Below are 17,259 nucleotides of genomic sequence, written 5' to 3' on the forward strand. Positions count from 1 at the left end.
CCGACCACGAGCTCGACATCAACGTGGCACCGGACCGGACCTGGCAGTGGAAGGACGAGGCCTCGTTCGCGGAGAAGACCGGTCATCCCGCGTACTGGAACGCGGAAGAGGCCACAGCCATCAGGACCGAGGGAAACCGGGTGGCCCGGCTCGCGGMGGCCGGAAATCGCACCAGGTCCCGTCGAAGGGAAAGGTTCCGGCCTCCGCGAGCCGGGCCACCCGGTTTCCCTCGGTCCTGATGGCTGTGGCCTCTTCCGCGTTCCAGTACGCGGGATGACCGGTCTTCTCCGCGAACGAGGCCTCGTCCTTCCACTGCCAGGTCCGGTCCGGTGCCACGTTGATGTCGAGCTCGTGGTCGGCGATGTCGATGTCCTCGCCGTGGTGGACGCGGCGCTCCAGATTGACGTACCAGCCGCGGAACTTCTGTCTGCGGCCGAAGAGCCACAGGACGGAGTGCGCGGCCCCCGTCGGCTGGTAGAAGAGCGCGCTGCCCATCGGCCACCGGCCGGCGACCACGGGGTAGCCCTCGGCGGGGCGTTCGTGCGGGGCGATGTCCCGCAGGTGTGTGGCGCCGCGCGGCAGGGCCGTGCGCCACATCGGGGTGCCCGTCTCCATCCAGACGAGCTGGCCCGCGGGTGTGCGTTCGACGAGGCGCACGGGTACGGAGGCGCTCAGGTGGCCGCCTATGAAGAAGTTCCAGTGCAGGATCTGCCCCGGTTCACCGCTGAGGTGGGTGCTGACGCGGTTGCGTGCGTCGGCTCCGGTGCCGTCCGTTTCCGTGCCGGTTCTCGTCCCGGTTCCTGCGCCGTTGCCGACGGCGCCCTTCTTGCCCGTTTTCATGCAATTGATCATGCCCGCGGAGACCGCCCCGGACACGTGCCCGGCCACCTTGTCAGTGGCCGCCCCGGTTCTCCACGCACGGCCCCGTCCCCGGCTGCGGTTCGGCGTAGGCGCCGTGCACCTCGATGGTCAGCTCCTGCGCCGTCAGGCGGCCGGACACGCACACGTCCCCCGTGTGCACGCTGTAGAGCCCGTCCCAGATGTAGACGCCGTGCTCCTTGCCGCAGCCGAGGTGGGCCAGTGCCGCCGCGATCCGCTTCTCGCTGACATCGCCCTCCTTCCGGGCCTTCTCCAGCTCGTACCGGATGCGCTTCGCCGATGCCTCGCCCTTGGCGCGCTTGTCGGGGCTGAGTTCGCCCGCCATGCGGTAGGCGTGGTTGTCGGCGTAGTTGGGCGGCCGGTCCTCGCTGTTTCCCTCGTGCGGTGCTCCGGTCACGGTGTTCGCCGTCGGCGTGGGAGAGGGCGGCTGCTTCGCCGGGGCCTCGGTGGGCTGGGCGCACTTCGGGCGGGGGCTGAACGACGGCTGCGGAACGGCCGAACGGGCCTGTGGCTGCCCGGGGTGTTCGGTGCCGCACGCGGTCACGGCGAGAGCCAGGAGGGCAGCTGCCGTGGCGGTCCGTCCGAGGCGTGTTCCGGGGTGTCCGGTGTAAGGCATGGCATGAGTCTCCGGTACGGGTCGGCCGGCCGGGTCAGTCGGTGGCGATGCCGCGGGCCGCCAGCACCTCGGGGTCGAAGGCGGCGCCCATCCCGCAGTCGTCGACCCCCGAGATCAGCCGCAGGTTCGGCAGCAGGTCGAGGTCGTCGAGCGACCCCACGTCGTAGAGCTCGTCCTCGCCGTCCCAGACGGGAGAGCACTCCTGGTACACCTCGAGCCCGCCGTCGAGGGTGAGCTCCTCGACCGTCGCGAGCAGCTCCTCACTGATCTCCAGCGCCTCGAAGTGCGCGCGGGCCTCGGCGAGCACCGTGTGGGCGAGGTCGTTCTCGTACGCGTAACCCTGCGGGTCGTCGATTCCCTTCGCCTTCAGGCAGTCCGCGATGCGGAACGCGGGGGTGAGGGTCCCGTCGGTGTACATGAGTTGCTCGATGACGAGGAGCTTGAAGTTGAAGTCGCGAAAGGCGGTCATGCGGTGAGCGTAGCGAGGGGGTGTGACAGCCGGTCCGGGGCGGCTGCCGCGCTACGCGGGCGGGAGGCGGCGGCCCGTCGTGGAACCGAAGCCCAGCCAGGTGTGACGGTTGCCCGCCCAGCACCATCCGGCCTTCGGGGCGTTGCGCCGCTCCCGGCCGTCGCGGCCGGTGCCGTTGCTGATCCAGAGCGCGGGTGTACGGGCGTCCAGGGCGCCGTTGGCCTTGCGCAGCCGGGAGCCGATGGTCATGAAGCAGTGGTTGCGCTCCAGGGCGGCGGGCTGCTGCAGCACCCAGTGGATGCCCTCGCTGAGAAGCAGCGGTGTGCGGTTCTGGGCGGTGAGGGCGGGCAGTGCCTCGTCCGGGCTCCAGTTGGCCATGTGGTCGCCGCGGTCGACGCCGCTGAGGACGTAGAGCGGGGCGTCGGGGACCGGGACCGTGTCGAGCGGGGTGAAGAGGTCGACATCGGGCATGTCGACGACGACGAAGCCAGGCTTGCCGTCGCGACGGAGCAGCGGCGCGAGGGCGGACGCGGGCGCCCGCTCCGGGTGGACGGCGAGCAGGCCGCCGCGTTCTCCGTCCCCGTCCTGCTCCTCGTCCTGGTCCTTGTCCTCGGCCGCTTTGGCGAACGCACGGATCTCGTCGGCCGACAGGCCGGCGATCCCGTGCACCCCGAGCTCGATCAGCGTCTCGGCCTGCGTGGTCAGGGGCGGGAGTTCGCGATCACGTAGGTGCCCCCGCGCTCCAGCCAGGCCCCGCCCTCCTCTACGGCTACGGCGGCTTCGAGGTCTCGCTCACGCCCTTCTACGGCGCGGTGACGGGCCGGGCCTGGCTGGAGCGCGGGGGCACCTACGTGATCGCGAACATCCGGGGCGGCGGCGAGTACGGCCCCGGCTGGCACCGGGCGGCACTCGGCGCGGACCGGGCACGGGCCTTCGAGGACTTCGCGGCCGTGGCCACCGACCTCGTCCGACGAGACATCACGACCCCCGCCATGCTGGGGGCGGCGGGCGGCAGCAACGGCGGACTGCTCATGGGCGCGATGGTCACCAGGTACCCGGAACTCTTCGGCGCGATCGTCGCCCAGGTCCCCCTGCTGGACATGCTCCGCTTCCACGAACTCCTGGCCGGTGCCTCCTGGATCGCCGAGTACGGTGACCCGGACGACCCGGCCGACCGCGAGCACCTGAACGCGTTGTCCCCGTACCACCGGCTCACCGCGGACCAGGCCTACCCGCCCCTGTTCCTGACGACCTCCACCCGTGACGACCGGGTCCACCCCGGCCACGCCCGCAAGGCCGCCGCACGGCTGCGCGAACTCGGCCACCGCGTCCTGCTCCACGAGAACACCGGTGGCGGCCACGCGGGCGCGGGTGACAACGAGCAGTCCGCCCACAACAACGCCCTCATGCACACCTTCCTGTGGAGCCACCTCGCCCGGCCGGCCCCGGCCGCCCTCGGCTGACCCGGCAGGCCACGCGTCCCGGGCGGAGCGGCGCCCGGGACGCGCTACGACGTACAGGCCGCGGCGATCGACAGACTGTTCTCGTACAGATGGTGCCGGGTGACGCGGCCGTCCTCGACGGTCAGGCGGAGAGCGAACGGGCCCGCGAAGGACTTGCCCGTCGCCCGTACGGTTCCCGACAGGTGTCCCATCAGGACGGCATCCGCGCCGTCGACAAGGAACGTGTCGACGGAAGCCCGGGCGTCTTCCGGTACCGTGTGCGCCGCCAACTCCGCGGACTGGGCGGCACATTCGGCGGCCGTGGACCGCGGGCGGATCCATGGGACCACAGGGTTCGGCGCCAGCAGCCAGTCGACCTCGTCGGCGAACAGCGCGGCGATCCGCTCGGTGTCCCCGGCGAGCCGGGCCGCGAGGAACGCCTCCACGACGGCCCGGGTTGCGTCGGCGACCGAACGCGAGTCGCCGGCCGGACTGGGCTTGTCGGAGGTGGGCTCGACGGCCATGGCGGGCTCCTTGAGGTCAGTGGGATGCCGGCGGGGGCCCCGCCGCTGTGTCCGATCCTGCCGCGGGGGAGCGGAACGGTCGATTACCCCGGAGGTAATCCGCCGCCGGGCGCACCCGTCGCGCCGCTCAGCCGACTTCCGCGCCCAGCAGCTCCCGGAACGACACGGCGCCCACCGGTGTCACCTTCACCGCCCGGCCGGAGCCGATCCGCCGCACCCACTGCCGCTCGAGCGACGTGGCGCACAGCGCCGCTCCCACCGCCCCGGCCAGATGCGACCGGCGCTCCGTCCAGTCCAGGCAGCTGCGCACCAGAGGCCGGCGCGCACCCGCGGGGTGCCGGTACCCCAGGGCGTCCGCCAGCCAGTCCCGGCCCGCCGGGGTGACGGAGAGCCCCGCGTCCGCGGAGACCAGGCCCCGGGAGATCATGGCATCGGCCAGGGCCACACCCAGCTCACCGGCCAGATGGTCGTAGCAGGTCCGGGCTCGCGCCTCGGCACCCGCCCGACCGGACCGGCGCACGTTCCCCGGGCCGGCGGAAGCGGCGGGAGCGTACGAGGCGACGGCCTCGATCAGGGCGGCCGCCTCCGGGCCCGCGAGCCGCACATAGCGGTGCCGGCCCTGCCGCTCCTCGGCCAGCAGGCCGCCCTCGATCAGCCGGGACAACTGCTCGCTGGCCGTGGACGCGCTGACCCCGGCGCTCCGCGCGAGCTCGCCCGCGGTCCAGGCCCGGCCGTCGAGCAGGGCCTGGCAGAAGGTGGCCCGGGTGCGGTCGGCGAGCAGGGACGCGGTCTCGGCGATTGAGGACATGCGCCCATGATGCCGCGACGACGGTTCGGGCCGCACCGAACCGTCGCGGCCCTACCGTCGGAACCATGACGCATACGACGCACCGGTTCGATCGCTTCGAGGACGTACGGTCCGCCCTGGCCGATCCGGCGCTCGTCCCGGAACGGCCGGCCGCGGCAGACGGCCCTCCCGGGGCGAGTGCCGCCTGGCTGCGCGCCACCGTGGCCCGGTTCAGCCACGGAGAGCCACACCGGCGGCGGCGCGCCCTGGTCGAGGCCGAGCTGGCCCGTATCGCTCCTGAGTCGCTGCGACAGGCGGCAGCCGTGGTGCCCGGTGAGGACACTCGGGCCACGGTGGTGCGTACGCTCGCCGAAGCCCTGGGGATGCCGCAGCCCGCAGCCGTGGCGCAGGACGTGATCGCGGTGGCCGGGGTCTACTTCGGCGGCGAGGACGCGGCTGCCGACGAGGCGGTGGCCAGGCTGGTGAGACGGCCGGCCGTTCCCAACGGACCGGCCACGCACGACGGACCCGGCACGGCGTCGGCCGGATGCGAGCCCCCGACCGAATCGGTGCCGGTCCTGGACGACGCCGCTCTGGAGTCCGCAGCCAGTCGCATCGGGCTGCTGGTCCAGGCGTGCGAGGCGACCGCCGCGCTCGTCGAAGCCGCAGCCGGCGACGACCGGCTCCCGCTGTCCCGGGTCCTGCGGGACCTGCCTCCCGTACGGACCATGCGCCGCGTCGCCGCCGGAGCCACCCGGGTCGCCGGCCGGCAGATCGCCGAGGGCGATGTGGTGCTCCTCGACCTGGCGGCCGCCAACCGAGCCCACCCGGTGCCGCTCACCTTCGGCGCCCCGCCCCGCGTCTGCCCCGGCCGGGYCCACGCCCTCGCGCTGGCCGACGGACTCCTCCGGCGCCCAGCCACCCCGTTCGCCCGCCTGCACCGGCAGGCGCACCCACTGCTGCTGCCCAACGCCTGGGACTACGCCTCCGCCGCCGCGCTGGCGGAACAGGGCTTCGCCGCCGTCGGCACCACCAGCCTGGGTGTCGCCGCCGCGGCCGGTCTGCCGGACGGGGCAGCCGCGACGGCCGAGGCGACCATGAGCCTGGCCCGTCACCTGGGAAAGGGCCGGTTCCTGTTCACCGTCGATGCCGAAGGCGGGTTCAGCGACGACGTGGCGGAAGTGGCCGCACTGGCACGAGCCCTGTACGAGGCGGGCGCGGCCGGCATCAACCTGGAGGACGGCCGCCCCGACGGCACCCTCGCGCCGATGGAGTTGCACGCGGCCAAGATCGCCGCCGTCAAGCAGGCGGCACCCGCGCTGTTCGTCAACGCGCGGACCGATACCCACTGGTCGTCCCGCCACGAGGACGAGACCGCGACGCGCCTGGCCCTCTACGAGCAGTCCGGCGCCGACGGGGTGTTCGTACCCGGGCTGTCGAATCCGGCCGCGATCGCCGAGCTGACCTCGGCGCTCGTCGTTCCGTTGAACATCCTGTACACCCCGGCCGGGCCGACGCTTACCGAACTGGCCTTGCTCGGCGTGCGCAGGGTCAGCCTCGGCTCGCTGCTCTACCGCACGGCACTGGCGGCGGCCATCGGTGCGGCGACCGACATCCGGGACGGGCGGCCGGCCGTCCCGGATGCGCCGTCCTACGCCGAGGTCCAGGCACTGGCGTACGCCCGGCAGGCGCGGGACCCCGCCCCGGCGGGCTGAGTGACCTGCGGCGTTTCCGCAGGCGGGGGTGGTCCGCGGCGGCAGGTTCCGCCGTGCGGGACGTCCGGCCGGAAGGTACGGTGCCCGGACCGGCTCGGAGGAGGAATGGGACATGGCCAGTACGGTGACCGAGGGCTTGCAGCACATACGCGAGGACCTTGCCGACTTCTACCGGGACCTGCACAGCCACCCGGAGCTGTCGCTGCAGGAGACCAGGACCGCCGCGTTGCTGGCGCAGCGCCTGCGCGACGGGGGCTTCGACGAGGTCGTCGAGAAGGTCGGCGTCACGGGCGTGGTCGGCGTACTGCGAAACGGCGAGGGCCCCGTGGTGATGCTGCGCGCGGACTTCGACGCGTTGCCGGTGGAGGAGAAGACAGGACTGCCGTACGCCAGCACGGTCCGTGCCGTGGACGGCGACGGCCATGACGTGCCCGTGATGCACGCCTGCGGTCACGACATGCACGCCGTCTGCCTGACAGGCGCCGCCGGCCTCCTCGCCGGGGCCCGTGAGCAGTGGAGCGGCACACTGCTGGTGGTGTTCCAGCCGGCCGAGGAACTGGCGGTCGGTGCCCGAGGCATGGTCGACGACGGCCTCTTCGAACGCTTTCCCAAGCCGGACATCGTCCTGGGCCAGCACGTCGGACCCCTGCCCGCCGGTTTCATCGGCTACGGCAACGGGCCGGTGATGGCGGCCGCGGACTCGGTGAACATCACCCTCCACGGCCGGGGCGGCCACGGATCCAGGCCGGAAGCGTCCGTCGATCCGGTGCTCATGGCGGCCAACGTGGTCACCCGGCTCCAGGGCATCGTCGCCCGCGAGGTACCGCCGGCGGAGACGGCCGTGGTGACGGTGGGACGACTGAAGGCCGGCACGAAGGACAACATCATCCCGGAAACCGCCGAACTGGGCGTCAACATCCGCGCTTTCACGCCTGCCGTACGCGACCTCGTCCGCAGCGCGGTGGAGCGCATCGTGACGGGGGAGTCGCGGACGAGCGGCGCGCCGAAGCCGCCGGACTTCACCTGGTTCGCGTCAGCGCCCGCGCTCGTCAGCGAGCCGGAGGCCACGAAGACGACGGTGGCGGCGTTCTCCGAGCACTTCGGCGCCCAGCGACTGCTGCCGATGCCTCAGGTGAACGCGAGCGAGGACGTGGGTGTGTTCGGTGAGGCGCTCGGAGTGCCCACGGTGTTCTGGTTCTGGGGCGGGCTGGAGGCCGAATCGACGATCGCCGCGTTCACCGAGGGACGCATGGACGAGCTGCCGAGCAACCACTCCTCGGCCTTCGCACCGGTCGTCGAGCCGACACTGAGCACCGGCGTGGAAGCGCTGGTCGTCGCGGCGTTGACCTGGCTCGGCACCGTGTGACGGCAGCGCACCCACCCACCGGGCCGGGCGTTCGGGGCGGAAAACCGGCTCGACCTGGCTGCCTCGGTTCAGAGATCCTCTGGTCATGGAGTTCCTCTGTTACCACCGCGACCGGCCCGGCTCCCTTCCGCTGCGTGAAGAGCTGCTGGAAGAGCACTGGTCCTACATGGACCGGTATGCGAAGGAGTTGATCGCCAGGGGCCCGACCTTCGCCCACGCCGACGACGAGGTGCCCACCGGAAGCGTGCACATCGTCGACCTTCCCGGCCCCGCCGCCGCCCGCGCTTTCGCCTTCGACGAGCCGAACTACCAGGCCGGCGTCTACCGTGACGTGCTGCTGCGGAGGTGGCGCAATCTGCTGGGGCGCACCATGTGGGACTTCCCCGGTGGGCACAGCGGCGGCAACCGGTACCTGGTGATCGGCCTCGGTGCGGGGGAGCCCGCCGATCTCGGGGTGCCATCCGGCCAGGACGAGCTGATCGCGTACGGGCCGCTGCTCTCCGACGACGGTGCGACCTGGGTGGGCACGGCGGCGTTGATACGGGCACCGGATCCGGACACGGCACGCGCCGTCCTGACGCCGGACCGGTACGCGGGGATCGAAGTGCACACCTGGGAGTTCGGCGGACGACGCTGACAGCCCGCGGGCGCGGACACCAAGTCCGACGTCGCGCGCGGGCGCCGGGTCGCCACGTCGCGGCCCGCGGGCGCGGACGTCAAGCACCACGCCACAGCCCCGCAACGGGCAGCGGCCCCGCAGCGGGCGGCAGGCCCCGCAACGGGCGGTGGCTGCGTGGCCTCGGCTGGATGGCGCAGGGCGACGGGCGGCTTGCGGAGCAGCGGGCGAAGCTGGGTTCTCCACCGGGCTCACGTCTCAGGAGTACTCCCGTGCCGCTTCCAGGCTCCCCGCAGGTCCGCCTGCCCCTCGCCGCCCTGCTGGCCGCCGCCTGCACGGCCGGGCTGATGCTTTCCCCCGCCCAGGCCGCGGACGCCCCCGCCGATCACGACCGCGCGCTGCGCAGGCAGTTGCGGGAACTGACCGACGCGCCCGGCGGGCCGCCCGGAGTGATCGCCGTCCTCGAACGGGAGCACCGCACGGAGGTCTTCCGGGCGGGTGCCGCCGACACCGGCGCCGCCCGTCCGATCCGGACGACCGACCACATGCGTATCGCCAGTACGGCCAAGGCGTACAGCGGCGCGGTCTCGCTCCAGCTCGTAGACCGGGGCAGACTGCGGCTGAACGACACCATCGGCCGGCTGTTGCCCCGACTGCCGCGTGCCTGGCACCGGGTCACCCTGCGTCAGCTGCTGAACCACACCAGCGGGCTGCCGGACTACAGCGAGGACCCGGAGTTCCTGTCCCTGGTGACCGCGGACCCCCGGCGCCGTTTCGACTCCCGGCGGCTGCTGGACTTCGTGGCCGCCGAGCCGCTGGCGTTCCGTCCCGGGGCCCGCTACGCCTACTCGAACTCCGACAACATCGCCGTAGCGCTCATGGCGGAGGCGGCGACAGGACGCCGGTACGAGGAACTGCTCGCCCAGCTCGTGTACCGCCCGCTGCGGCTGCACAGCACCAGCCTTCCGCAGGGCTACCGGATGCCCCGGCCGTACATGCACGGCTACGACGTCACCCCGCCGAACCCGCCCGAGGACGTCAGCGAGGTACTCGGCGCGTCGGGTGTGTGGGCGTCGGGCGGGATCATCTCGACGCCGGACGACATGACGTCGTTCATCCGCGGCTACGCCGGCGGGACGCTGATCTCCGACCGGACCCGGCGTCAGCAGCTGAACTGGGTGGACGGAGCTTCCGAGCCCGCGGGCCCGGGCGCGAACAAAGCAGGTCTGGCCCTCTTCCGGTACACCACCCGCTGCGGTGTGGTCTACGGCCACACGGGTAACTTCCCCGGCTATACCCAACTGGTCGCCGCCACACCGGACGGCAAGCGGTCGCTGACCTTCTCCCTCACCACCCAGGTGAACAAGACGAACAAGCCGGAACTGCTGAGCCGGCTGCGCACCGTCGAGGAGAACTTCGTCTGCGCACTCCTGCGCAAGCGGTGACCCGGACGGGACGAGATGTCCCGAACCGCGTGCATCCCCTCCCGCGGAACCCGCGGATGTACCCGGCACAACCATCCCTGCCGCCCGCGAGTCCCATCAAGTGGGAGCAAACCGCTCCTGGAGACACAAGGGGGATATATGAGAAGCCTGCGTAATGTCGCGGTCGTCGGGGCGGTGGGCGCGCTCGTGGCGGGTGCCACGGTCATGGGCGCCACGGCAGCCTCTGCCGCACCCAACGTCACACCTCAGGGCGTCTGCGGCAGTGCCTACAAGACCGTGAACTCGGTGCCCGTCGGCTCACTGGGCACCGTCTACCTGACGTACAACTCCAAGAACGGGAAGAACTGCGTCGCGACGATCCGTACCAACCCCGGTACGGCCAAGGACATGTCCACGTACATCTACGTGCCCGACACCGACGAGTGGGCCGGGGACTCCGGGAACTACACGTCGTACGCGGGGCCGGCCTACGTCTACGGCAAGGGCCACTGCGTGAGCTGGGGCGGCAACATCGCCAACGTGTACGTGTCCGTGGACAACTCCAACTGCGCCGCGCGCACGGAACACCGGGTCACCGAAATCCGCTGAACCGGTCTACGAAGGGACGCTCCGGCCCACGGGCGGCGCGGCTGATGCCGACCGTCCCGCCGGTTCCGGCCGCCGCCTCGCACCGTCCGGTCGACGGGATGCGAGGCGGCGGTCACGACCGGCGGACCGCCGCCTTCCGGAACCGTCGCTTACCACTCGCCCGCGAAGGCCTCGGCCAGGGCGCGCCACTCGGCTCGCGGCAGCCCCGCGCCGCCCTCGGCCGCGGTGAGTACCTGAAGAGCGACGTGATCGGCACCGGCGTCGAGGTACTGCCTCGCCCGTGTCTTCACGTGCTCGGCGTCGCCCAGGGCGAACAGCGCGTCCAGGAGACGAACGCTCCCACCGCCCTCGAAGTCGCTCTCCGCGAACCCGAGCCGCAGCAGGTTGTCGGTGTAGTTCGGCAGCTGCAGGTACATGGCCAGCATGGTCCGCGCAGTGGTGCGCGCCCGGTCGAGGTCGGTGTCGAGCACGACGGAGAGCTCCGGGGCGAGCAGAGCATCGGGGCCCAGCGCTTCGCGGGCTTCCGCCGTGTGCTCGGTGGTGACGAGATAGGGATGGGCACCCAGCGCCCGCCCCGCCGCGAGCTTCAGCATCTTCGGGCCGAGCGCCGCCAGCACGCGATGGCCGGGCTCCACCGGCGGGGTGGCGGAGTCCAGCGCGTCGAGGTAGGCGACCATCGCGCTGTACGGCTTCGCGTACTGCGGCACCATCGGACCGTGGCTGACACCCAGGCCGAGGACGAGGCGCCCGCGGGCGTCCGCGTCGAGCTTCGCGATGCGGGCCGCCACATCCGCCGCGGGGTGGTCCCAGATGCTGAGGATCCCCGTGGCGACGGTGATCGAACGGGTGGCTTCGACGACAGCGGCGGCATCGTCGGGCGAGGGACTTCCCCCGATCCAAACGGTGCCGTACCCGAGGTCTTCGAGCTCGGTCACCGCCTCCGTGATGGCCGCCTTCCCCGCGTCGTCCGCCCGCGACCGGTGAAGGGACCCGCTCCAGATGCCGATCTGTCCGAATGCGCCACGTGTGTCAGAAGTCATACTGCGATCAACAGTGAATCGCGCCGACTATTCCCACGTGGCGGGCGATACACCCGTCCGGCCGTCAGAGGGTGTTGTTGGCCAGGGCCAGGAGGCGTTCGCTGTCACCGCTGAACCGGTCGCGGTCCACGGCGCCGGAGACCCCGCCCACCGAACCGGAGTCGGTGTACTGCCAGAAGGTCCAGTACGGGAAGCCGCCCGGGATGGAGGGACTGGAGGCGCCGGTCCAGTGCGCGACGAACAGAGGACTCCGGGCGGACATGCCGCCCCACCCGCCCGTGCAGGTGTTCCACCAGCTCGGACCGGTGTAGATGACGACATCACGTCCGGTCTTCGCCCTGTACATGGCGGAGAAGTCGAGAATCCACGACCGCATGGCCGAGACCGACTTGCCGGAGCAGCCGCCTTCGAGGTCGAGCATGCCGGGCAGCGTCAGGTTGTCCCGCGACCAGCCTCCGCCGTTGCCGGCGAAGTACGTCGCCTGCGCCGCGCCGCTGGACAGAGCGGGACGGGCGAAGTGGTAGGCACCTCGGATCACCTTGGCCTGGTGGGCGTGGAGGTAGTTGGCGCTGAACGTGGGGTCCTTGTACGTGGTCGACTCCGTGGCCTTGATGTAGGCGAACTTGATGCCGGCCGACTTCACCGACGACCAGTTGATCGTTCCCTGGTAGTGGGAGACGTCGATGCCCGCCTGGGTGGCCTGAGTGGACGCGCTGCCCTCGGCACCGAACTCGATCTGCCGCGTGTCCGCCGTGAAGCCCTCCGCGTCCGCAAGATATCCGGCGCCCATGTATCCGTCGCCGAGGGGGATGGTGCTGCCGGAGGGCCGCGGCACCGCTGCCGCCGTGCCGGAGGGAACTCCTGGACCGAGGGCCATGACCAGGCTGAACGCGCCGGCCGCCATCAGCTTGCGCCGCATGGTTCCGGGGCGGTGGATTCGAGATGACAACGCAGTCCTCCTGGGTGACGGCCGAATTCGGAGAGCCGTGCGCCGCCTGTTCTCGTCCCGCCGACGCCACGTCCTGATGCAAAGAGTTACGAACGAGGAGAGGTTCGTCCCCCGGCGCGCCGCGGAGGGGCGCCCGATGTGGCATTCGGATGACGCCGCGTGCAAGAGCCGTGTGGCGGCAGGTGCGAAAGAACCGCATTGCATGCCGGGTGGTCCGCGGGGATGCTGACTGGCCGGAGGCGATGAAGATGATCAGCGTGGTGTTGAAGCTGTCGGTGCGCGACCTGGTGCACGCGGACCTCGCGTCCTGCGGGTGGTCGGGGTCCGCACACCACCTGGCCGGGGTCGCGAAGCAGCTGGAGCGTGCCCGCCGCGGCGAGGTCGACTACCTCGCGGTCTGCACTCCGACGGACGTTCCCGTCGCGAAGGCCGGCATCGACTACCAGGTCAGGGAAGGCGTCGGCACGCTCTGGCAGCTGGCAGTCCATCCGGCCCTGCAGTCGTGCGGGATCGGCACCTTCCTCGTCGAAGCAGCGGAACTCCGGATGAGGACCCGCGGTCTGCGCCACGCCGAGCTCGGTGTGGAGGAGAGCAACCCCCGGGCCCGGGCGCTGTACGAACGCCTGGGCTACGTCGCGTACGACCGCCGCCCCGACGCGTGGGACGAGCAGGCGCCGGACGGATCACTGCGTCGCCACGAGACGATGTGCACGCTGATGTGCAAGGAACTCCCTTAGTTCCGGCCGCCCCAGGGGCCGTCCACGGATGTGTGGCCCCGCGAGGCGCGCTCAGCGCAGATGCGCCGGGTCGGAAGAACCAAGATCATGGACGGCGTGCCAGGAAGACGAACTCCCTTCCCGGCCGGTCGGGTGCGTCGCGGACTTCATCCACCACGTACCCTCGCTCGATGAGGTCCTGCTCGACCTCCTCCCGTTCCCGGAAGCGCAACGTCGAGTCCGACGTGAGGACCTGTCCGTCCGCCGCGAACCCGTAGGTCCAGCGGAACGTCACCAGCGGCCCACTGACCTCGACCAGTTCGACCCAGCTCTCGACCGGGCCGACGGCCGGGACCTCCGTCACGCGGTACGAGTGCTCGCGGGTCCACTCCTCCCAGGCGCGACCGGCCGGATCGCGGGTCTCGAAGACCAGGTGCCCGCCGGGCCGTAGCGCTTCGTACGCTCCCCGCAGCGTCCCCTCCCACGCTGCCGGGGCCGCGATGGCCTGGGCGACGTTCGCGGTCATCGTCGCGAGATCGACCTGGAGCGGGGGGAGGCCCGTCGCGTCGCCATGGATCCATCGGACCCGTGCACCGTCCTGCTTGGCCCGGGCGACTTCGAGGGAGGCCAGAGCGGGATCAACGCCGACGACATCGATCCCGCGGCCGGCCAGAAGAAGTGCGAACACCCCTGTTCCGCATCCGATGTCCAGGACACGGCGTGCCCCGGACTCCTCCGCGATCCTGAGATATGCGGCGAGATCGCCGCGGTCGGGATCGAGCACATCGTAGAGAGCGGCGAGTCGTGGATGCGCGAAGCAGTCGTCAGCCATGCGTGCGAACGTACGCAGAACAGGGCCCGGACGGCCACCGGCTTTTCGCCCTGACGACGGCCGTCGGCGGCACGCGCGGCGGGGGCCCCGGGAAGGCGTACAGCGGCCCGGTGGCGACGACGACAGCCCGGCGCACCCGGATCAGGACGGCCCGTCGGTCCCGTCTCCGGCGGACGTGCGGGCGAACCAGGTCCGGGTCTCGTCCGCGCTCAGGACACGGACGAGCTCGGCCGTACCCGGCAGCTGCGGGAAGAACCGGTCGGCGTTCCAACTGCGCCGGTACGCCGGCTCGTCGAGCACGAGCAGGCGGTGTCCTTCTATCACAGGGATGTCGTCGGGCAGCCCTTCGTTCCATAGGCGCGTGCCGTCCGGGGCGAGCAGTTCGAAGGCTCCGGTCGCCACGGTCCCGGTACGCCCCCTGGCGGGCTCGGGATCCGTGGCCAGACGCACGCTCTCCGCGGACGGCGTGATGCCGGGGACGTGGCCGCCGCCCACGAGGAGATGGGCGAGCATCGTGTGCAACTGGAAGTTGTCCCCGATGCCGCCGATGCGGACTTCGTACGCCGTCTTGGTCGGCCGGTGCAGCACGATCACGGGCTCGTCGTCCAGAACCGCCAGCGCGTAGGACAGACACTTCAGGTCGTGCCGCTCCAGGGCCTCCAACGCGCGGCAGGAGGGGAGGATCGCGGAGGCGTGCCGACGGCGCACCTCGGAGCTGCGGCACAGCACGGCCAGAGCCGGAGGCTGCCACTCCTCGACCGAGCACCAGGCCAGCGCGAGCCGCGTGGCCTCCGGCGCATCGCAGCCCAGGCGGGCGGGCAACGCGTCGTCGATGATCTTCTCGTCAGGCTCAGGCAGTTCGTCCCCGGCCGCGCCCGCGGCAGTCCAGAGGCGGGCGAACTCCAGGGCGTCGAGCAAGTCCTGGTGGACGCCGTCCAGGATCGGTTCGGCGCAGGCCGCCGGGTCGGCCCCGCGCTCAGCGCAGAAGCCGGCTGCCGTGGCCAGCATCGGCCGCGGCCCGGTGGGCGGGAACTCGGGGAGCAGGGCCGCCAGCCGGGGCCCCGCCAGAACGCACTCGGCCTCCGATGCCGCCTGTACACCGTTGATCACGGCGGTGAAGGCACGCCCCGTGCGGTCACCGTCGCGAGCGGCCACCGCCTCCTCCAGCTCGGACACCATGGCGGCGAGACGCGAAGCCTTCCGCTTCCTGTTGAAGATCACCGGCACACCTTAGGCCTGAGGTCTGCTCTGCGTCATCAGATCCGGACTTGCTGCGACGCGGGGAGAGTCGAGGGCGCGGCGAAGACCGGCCGGCCGGTCACTTATGGACGCTGTCGCGGTGATCGTGCCGCGGGTCCGGCCGCAACACTCCGTCAATCTCTGGTGGCAGCGGGCTTCGGCATGTAGCGTCTTTTCCAGATGCCGTGGTTCCTCAGCTGCCCGCGCTCCGCCGCGGGCGCTTTGCTGTGCGGGGCCATGGCATGCACGGGTCCGTGTGGTGCGGATCCTGGAACGAACGAGAGGCACCGGCATGGCCAGCGGAACCGTCAAGTGGTTCAACGCCGAAAAGGGTTTCGGCTTCATTCAGCAGGACGGCGGCGGGCCGGACGTCTTCGCTCACTACTCGAACATCAACGCCACCGGCTTCCGTGAGCTTCAGGAGGGACAGGCGGTGACCTTCGACATCACGCAGGGCCAGAAGGGCCCGCAGGCGGAGAACATCACGTCCGCCTGACCTTCGGGCTGACGCGGGCCGCCGGAGCRYGCTCCGGCGGCCCGTCGTGCGTTCCGGACCACTTGCCCATGGACACTCGCCACCGACGGCCTTGACTTGGAGCGCGATCCAGCTCCTAACGTCACCGTCATGACGACACCTCAGCACAACATCGGGTCGGGTTTCGGTGCCCGCAGCACCACGGGCGAGGTACTGAGCGGCATCGACCTGTCCGGCAGCACAGCGATGGTCACCGGTGGTTACTCGGGGCTGGGCCTGGAGACGACACGAGCTCTGGCGGCAGCCGGCGCCCACGTCGTCGTTCCCGCCCGTCGGCCTGCCGCCGCGCGGAAGGCGATCGAGAGCATCGACAACGCCGAGACCGACGACCTCGACCTGTCCGACCTCGACAGCGTCCGCGGCTTCGCCGAGCGGTTCCTGGCCTCGGGCCGCACGATCGACCTCGTGATCAACAGCGCCGGGATCATGGCCTGCCCCGAAACGCGGGTCGGCCCCGGCTGGGAGGCGCAGTTCGCCACCAACCACCTCGGACACTACGCGCTGATCAACCACCTGTGGCCGGCGATCGCACGTGGCGGCGCACGCGTGGTCGCCGTGTCCTCCGGCGCCCACGGGATGGGCGTGCGCTGGGACGACCCGCAGTTCGAACGCGGCTACGACCGATGGCAGGCATACGGGCAGGCGAAGGCTGCCAACGTACTGTTCGCCGTGCAGCTCGACGCACTCGGCCGCGACGCCGGAGTCAGGGCGTTCGCGGTGCACCCGGGCAGCATCCTCACCCCTCTTCAGCGCCACCTGGCCAAGTCGGACATGGTGGACGCGGGCTGGATCGACGAACACGGCAACCCGACCGATCCCACCTTCAAGACCCCCGCACAGGGCGCCGCGACACAGGTGTGGGCGGCGACGTCGCCCCGTCTCACGGGCAAGGGCGGCGTGTACTGCGAGGACTGCGACGTGGCCGAGCCGGCCCGCGAAGGCATGGAAGGCGGCGTGCACGCACACGCGACCGACCCCGAACAGGCCGCCCGCCTGTGGGCGCTCTCGGCCGGACTCACGGGCGTCGACGCATTCGCGGCGGCCCGCTGACCGCACCGCCACCGCACCGGCCGACGGGACGCGGAGAGCCTCGAACATCTGCTGGTTCGAAGGGGGCGCGACCGACTCGTTCGGGCCGGAGCTGCGCCCCCTGACGAATGCTCTGGGATACCTGCCCTACGGCAACGGGGTGCACTACGACGTGGACGAGGGCCGGCGCCCGCTGATCCACCGGCTCGTCGCGGACGGCATCTTGCCGACCTCTCACTGCACCGATGACGGAGTAGGTCTGGTCTACCGCGGAACGGAGCTGGTGGAAGCGGTGACCGAGGTTCCGGGAAAGGGGGCCTACGTGGTCGGACGGGAGGGCGACAAGGCGGTGGAGGGGCGCGTCGAGCCCCGCAGGCTGCCTGCCCTCTCACGCTGAAGCGCATGCGCCCGAGGCCCACCGAAGTGCGCCGGACGATCGAACCAGCTGGGCCAGGACGAGAACCCGCCCAGC

At 71.4% G+C, this 17,259-nt stretch carries 18 protein-coding genes and 2 pseudogenes; 10 read left to right on the plus strand and 10 right to left on the minus strand.

Going from position 1 to position 17,259, the window contains the following annotated elements; translation table 11 throughout:
- Positions 1 to 120: 120 nt before the first annotated feature.
- The 4 genes from EAO72_RS03635 to EAO72_RS03650 are packed head-to-tail and all read right to left on the minus strand — an operon-like array spanning position 121 to position 2,714.
- Positions 121 to 840 carry a ribonuclease FAU-1 family protein gene (locus EAO72_RS03635; protein WP_148015763.1) on the minus strand — a complete coding sequence of 240 codons (720 nt, stop codon included), beginning with the start codon at positions 838 to 840 and terminating at the stop codon, positions 121 to 123.
- A 52-nt stretch (positions 841 to 892) separates the two neighbouring features.
- A complete protein-coding gene (locus EAO72_RS42740) occupies positions 893 to 1,495 on the minus strand; it encodes a hypothetical protein (RefSeq protein ID WP_261991301.1) in 603 nt (200 codons plus the stop codon).
- Between the two features lie 34 nt (positions 1,496 to 1,529).
- Entirely contained in the window at positions 1,530 to 1,964 is a 435-nt protein-coding gene (locus EAO72_RS03645) for a DUF6892 domain-containing protein (RefSeq protein ID WP_148015764.1), read from the minus strand.
- Positions 1,965 to 2,015: 51 nt separating this feature from the next.
- Entirely contained in the window at positions 2,016 to 2,714 is a 699-nt protein-coding gene (locus EAO72_RS03650; protein WP_148015765.1) for a DUF5701 family protein, read from the minus strand.
- On the opposite strand from EAO72_RS03650, the pseudogene EAO72_RS03655 reads away from it, so the two are divergent.
- Positions 2,711 to 3,427: pseudogene (locus EAO72_RS03655) on the plus strand (prolyl oligopeptidase family serine peptidase); the annotation flags it as partial. The gene EAO72_RS03650 and the pseudogene EAO72_RS03655 overlap by 4 nt on opposite strands.
- Positions 3,428 to 3,471: 44 nt before the next feature.
- Here EAO72_RS03655 and EAO72_RS03660 read toward each other — a convergent pair.
- Together EAO72_RS03660 and EAO72_RS03665 are read right to left on the minus strand one after the other, a co-directional pair.
- Positions 3,472 to 3,930: a nuclear transport factor 2 family protein gene (locus EAO72_RS03660; RefSeq protein ID WP_148015766.1), complete on the minus strand. Its 459-nt coding sequence runs from the start codon at positions 3,928 to 3,930 to the stop codon at positions 3,472 to 3,474.
- 127 nt (positions 3,931 to 4,057) lie between these two features.
- Positions 4,058 to 4,738 (minus strand): ArsR/SmtB family transcription factor, encoded by a 681-nt coding sequence (locus EAO72_RS03665; protein WP_148015767.1) that lies wholly within the window; start codon positions 4,736 to 4,738, stop codon positions 4,058 to 4,060.
- A gap of 65 nt (positions 4,739 to 4,803) precedes the next feature.
- On the opposite strand from EAO72_RS03665, the gene EAO72_RS03670 reads away from it, so the two are divergent.
- From EAO72_RS03670 to EAO72_RS03690, 5 genes are all read left to right on the plus strand, one after another.
- Complete coding sequence (locus EAO72_RS03670) at positions 4,804 to 6,432, plus strand: isocitrate lyase/phosphoenolpyruvate mutase family protein (protein ID WP_148015768.1); 1,629 nt, start codon at positions 4,804 to 4,806, stop codon at positions 6,430 to 6,432.
- A 112-nt stretch (positions 6,433 to 6,544) separates the two neighbouring features.
- Entirely contained in the window at positions 6,545 to 7,798 is a 1,254-nt protein-coding gene (locus tag EAO72_RS03675; protein ID WP_148015769.1) for an amidohydrolase, read from the plus strand.
- An 85-nt stretch (positions 7,799 to 7,883) separates the two neighbouring features.
- The gene (locus EAO72_RS03680; RefSeq protein ID WP_148015770.1) at positions 7,884 to 8,435 is read left to right on the plus strand and encodes a YciI family protein; all 552 of its coding nucleotides are present in this window, start codon (positions 7,884 to 7,886) and stop codon (positions 8,433 to 8,435) included.
- A 251-nt stretch (positions 8,436 to 8,686) separates the two neighbouring features.
- Positions 8,687 to 9,859: a serine hydrolase domain-containing protein gene (locus EAO72_RS03685; protein ID WP_410090002.1), complete on the plus strand. Its 1,173-nt coding sequence runs from the start codon at positions 8,687 to 8,689 to the stop codon at positions 9,857 to 9,859.
- 138 nt (positions 9,860 to 9,997) lie between these two features.
- Positions 9,998 to 10,447: a spore-associated protein gene (locus tag EAO72_RS03690; protein WP_148015772.1), complete on the plus strand. Its 450-nt coding sequence runs from the start codon at positions 9,998 to 10,000 to the stop codon at positions 10,445 to 10,447.
- Positions 10,448 to 10,596: 149 nt separating this feature from the next.
- Here EAO72_RS03690 and EAO72_RS03695 read toward each other — a convergent pair whose 3' ends face one another.
- Positions 10,597 to 11,487: an LLM class F420-dependent oxidoreductase gene (locus EAO72_RS03695; protein ID WP_148015773.1), complete on the minus strand. Its 891-nt coding sequence runs from the start codon at positions 11,485 to 11,487 to the stop codon at positions 10,597 to 10,599.
- Between the two features lie 64 nt (positions 11,488 to 11,551).
- The gene (locus EAO72_RS03700) at positions 11,552 to 12,406 is read right to left on the minus strand and encodes a GH25 family lysozyme (protein WP_410090011.1); all 855 of its coding nucleotides are present in this window, start codon (positions 12,404 to 12,406) and stop codon (positions 11,552 to 11,554) included.
- 278 nt (positions 12,407 to 12,684) lie between these two features.
- Between EAO72_RS03700 and EAO72_RS03705 the strand changes: the two genes are divergently transcribed.
- Complete coding sequence (locus EAO72_RS03705) at positions 12,685 to 13,173, plus strand: GNAT family N-acetyltransferase (protein ID WP_148015811.1); 489 nt, start codon at positions 12,685 to 12,687, stop codon at positions 13,171 to 13,173.
- Between the two features lie 85 nt (positions 13,174 to 13,258).
- Here EAO72_RS03705 and EAO72_RS03710 read toward each other — a convergent pair whose 3' ends face one another.
- Together EAO72_RS03710 and EAO72_RS03715 are read right to left on the minus strand one after the other, a co-directional pair.
- Entirely contained in the window at positions 13,259 to 13,984 is a 726-nt protein-coding gene (locus EAO72_RS03710) for a class I SAM-dependent methyltransferase (RefSeq protein ID WP_148015774.1), read from the minus strand.
- A gap of 141 nt (positions 13,985 to 14,125) precedes the next feature.
- Entirely contained in the window at positions 14,126 to 15,205 is a 1,080-nt protein-coding gene (locus EAO72_RS03715) for a hypothetical protein (RefSeq protein WP_261991302.1), read from the minus strand.
- Positions 15,206 to 15,515: 310 nt separating this feature from the next.
- Here EAO72_RS03715 and EAO72_RS03720 point away from each other — a divergent pair, with 310 nt between their 5' ends.
- From EAO72_RS03720 to EAO72_RS03730, 3 genes and pseudogenes are all read left to right on the plus strand, one after another.
- Complete coding sequence (locus EAO72_RS03720; protein ID WP_136326921.1) at positions 15,516 to 15,719, plus strand: cold-shock protein; 204 nt, start codon at positions 15,516 to 15,518, stop codon at positions 15,717 to 15,719.
- A gap of 129 nt (positions 15,720 to 15,848) precedes the next feature.
- Positions 15,849 to 16,808: an SDR family NAD(P)-dependent oxidoreductase gene (locus tag EAO72_RS03725; RefSeq protein WP_148015776.1), complete on the plus strand. Its 960-nt coding sequence runs from the start codon at positions 15,849 to 15,851 to the stop codon at positions 16,806 to 16,808.
- A gap of 37 nt (positions 16,809 to 16,845) precedes the next feature.
- Positions 16,846 to 17,184 (plus strand): annotated as a pseudogene (locus EAO72_RS03730) (peptidase E); the annotation flags it as partial.
- Between the last annotated feature and the right edge of the window lie 75 nt (positions 17,185 to 17,259).

The sequence above is a fragment of the Streptomyces sp. OR43 genome (assembly GCF_008042275.1).
Lineage (GTDB): Bacteria > Actinomycetota > Actinomycetes > Streptomycetales > Streptomycetaceae > Streptomyces.

Bases quoted from the DNA above. Each gene is read 5' to 3' on its own strand.
- EAO72_RS42740 (WP_261991301.1), bottom strand. From the start codon at position 1,495: ATGCCTTACACCGGACACCCCGGAACACGCCTCGGACGGACCGCCACG.
- EAO72_RS03645 (WP_148015764.1), bottom strand. From the start codon at position 1,964: ATGACCGCCTTTCGCGACTTCAACTTCAAGCTCCTCGTCATCGAGCAA.
- EAO72_RS03660 (WP_148015766.1), bottom strand. From the start codon at position 3,930: ATGGCCGTCGAGCCCACCTCCGACAAGCCCAGTCCGGCCGGCGACTCG.
- EAO72_RS03665 (WP_148015767.1), bottom strand. From the start codon at position 4,738: ATGTCCTCAATCGCCGAGACCGCGTCCCTGCTCGCCGACCGCACCCGG.
- EAO72_RS03675 (WP_148015769.1), top strand. From the start codon at position 6,545: ATGGCCAGTACGGTGACCGAGGGCTTGCAGCACATACGCGAGGACCTT.
- EAO72_RS03680 (WP_148015770.1), top strand. From the start codon at position 7,884: ATGGAGTTCCTCTGTTACCACCGCGACCGGCCCGGCTCCCTTCCGCTG.
- EAO72_RS03690 (WP_148015772.1), top strand. From the start codon at position 9,998: ATGAGAAGCCTGCGTAATGTCGCGGTCGTCGGGGCGGTGGGCGCGCTC.
- EAO72_RS03695 (WP_148015773.1), bottom strand. From the start codon at position 11,487: ATGACTTCTGACACACGTGGCGCATTCGGACAGATCGGCATCTGGAGC.
- EAO72_RS03700 (WP_410090011.1), bottom strand. From the start codon at position 12,406: ATGCGGCGCAAGCTGATGGCGGCCGGCGCGTTCAGCCTGGTCATGGCC.
- EAO72_RS03705 (WP_148015811.1), top strand. From the start codon at position 12,685: ATGATCAGCGTGGTGTTGAAGCTGTCGGTGCGCGACCTGGTGCACGCG.
- EAO72_RS03710 (WP_148015774.1), bottom strand. From the start codon at position 13,984: ATGGCTGACGACTGCTTCGCGCATCCACGACTCGCCGCTCTCTACGAT.
- EAO72_RS03720 (WP_136326921.1), top strand. From the start codon at position 15,516: ATGGCCAGCGGAACCGTCAAGTGGTTCAACGCCGAAAAGGGTTTCGGC.
- EAO72_RS03725 (WP_148015776.1), top strand. From the start codon at position 15,849: ATGACGACACCTCAGCACAACATCGGGTCGGGTTTCGGTGCCCGCAGC.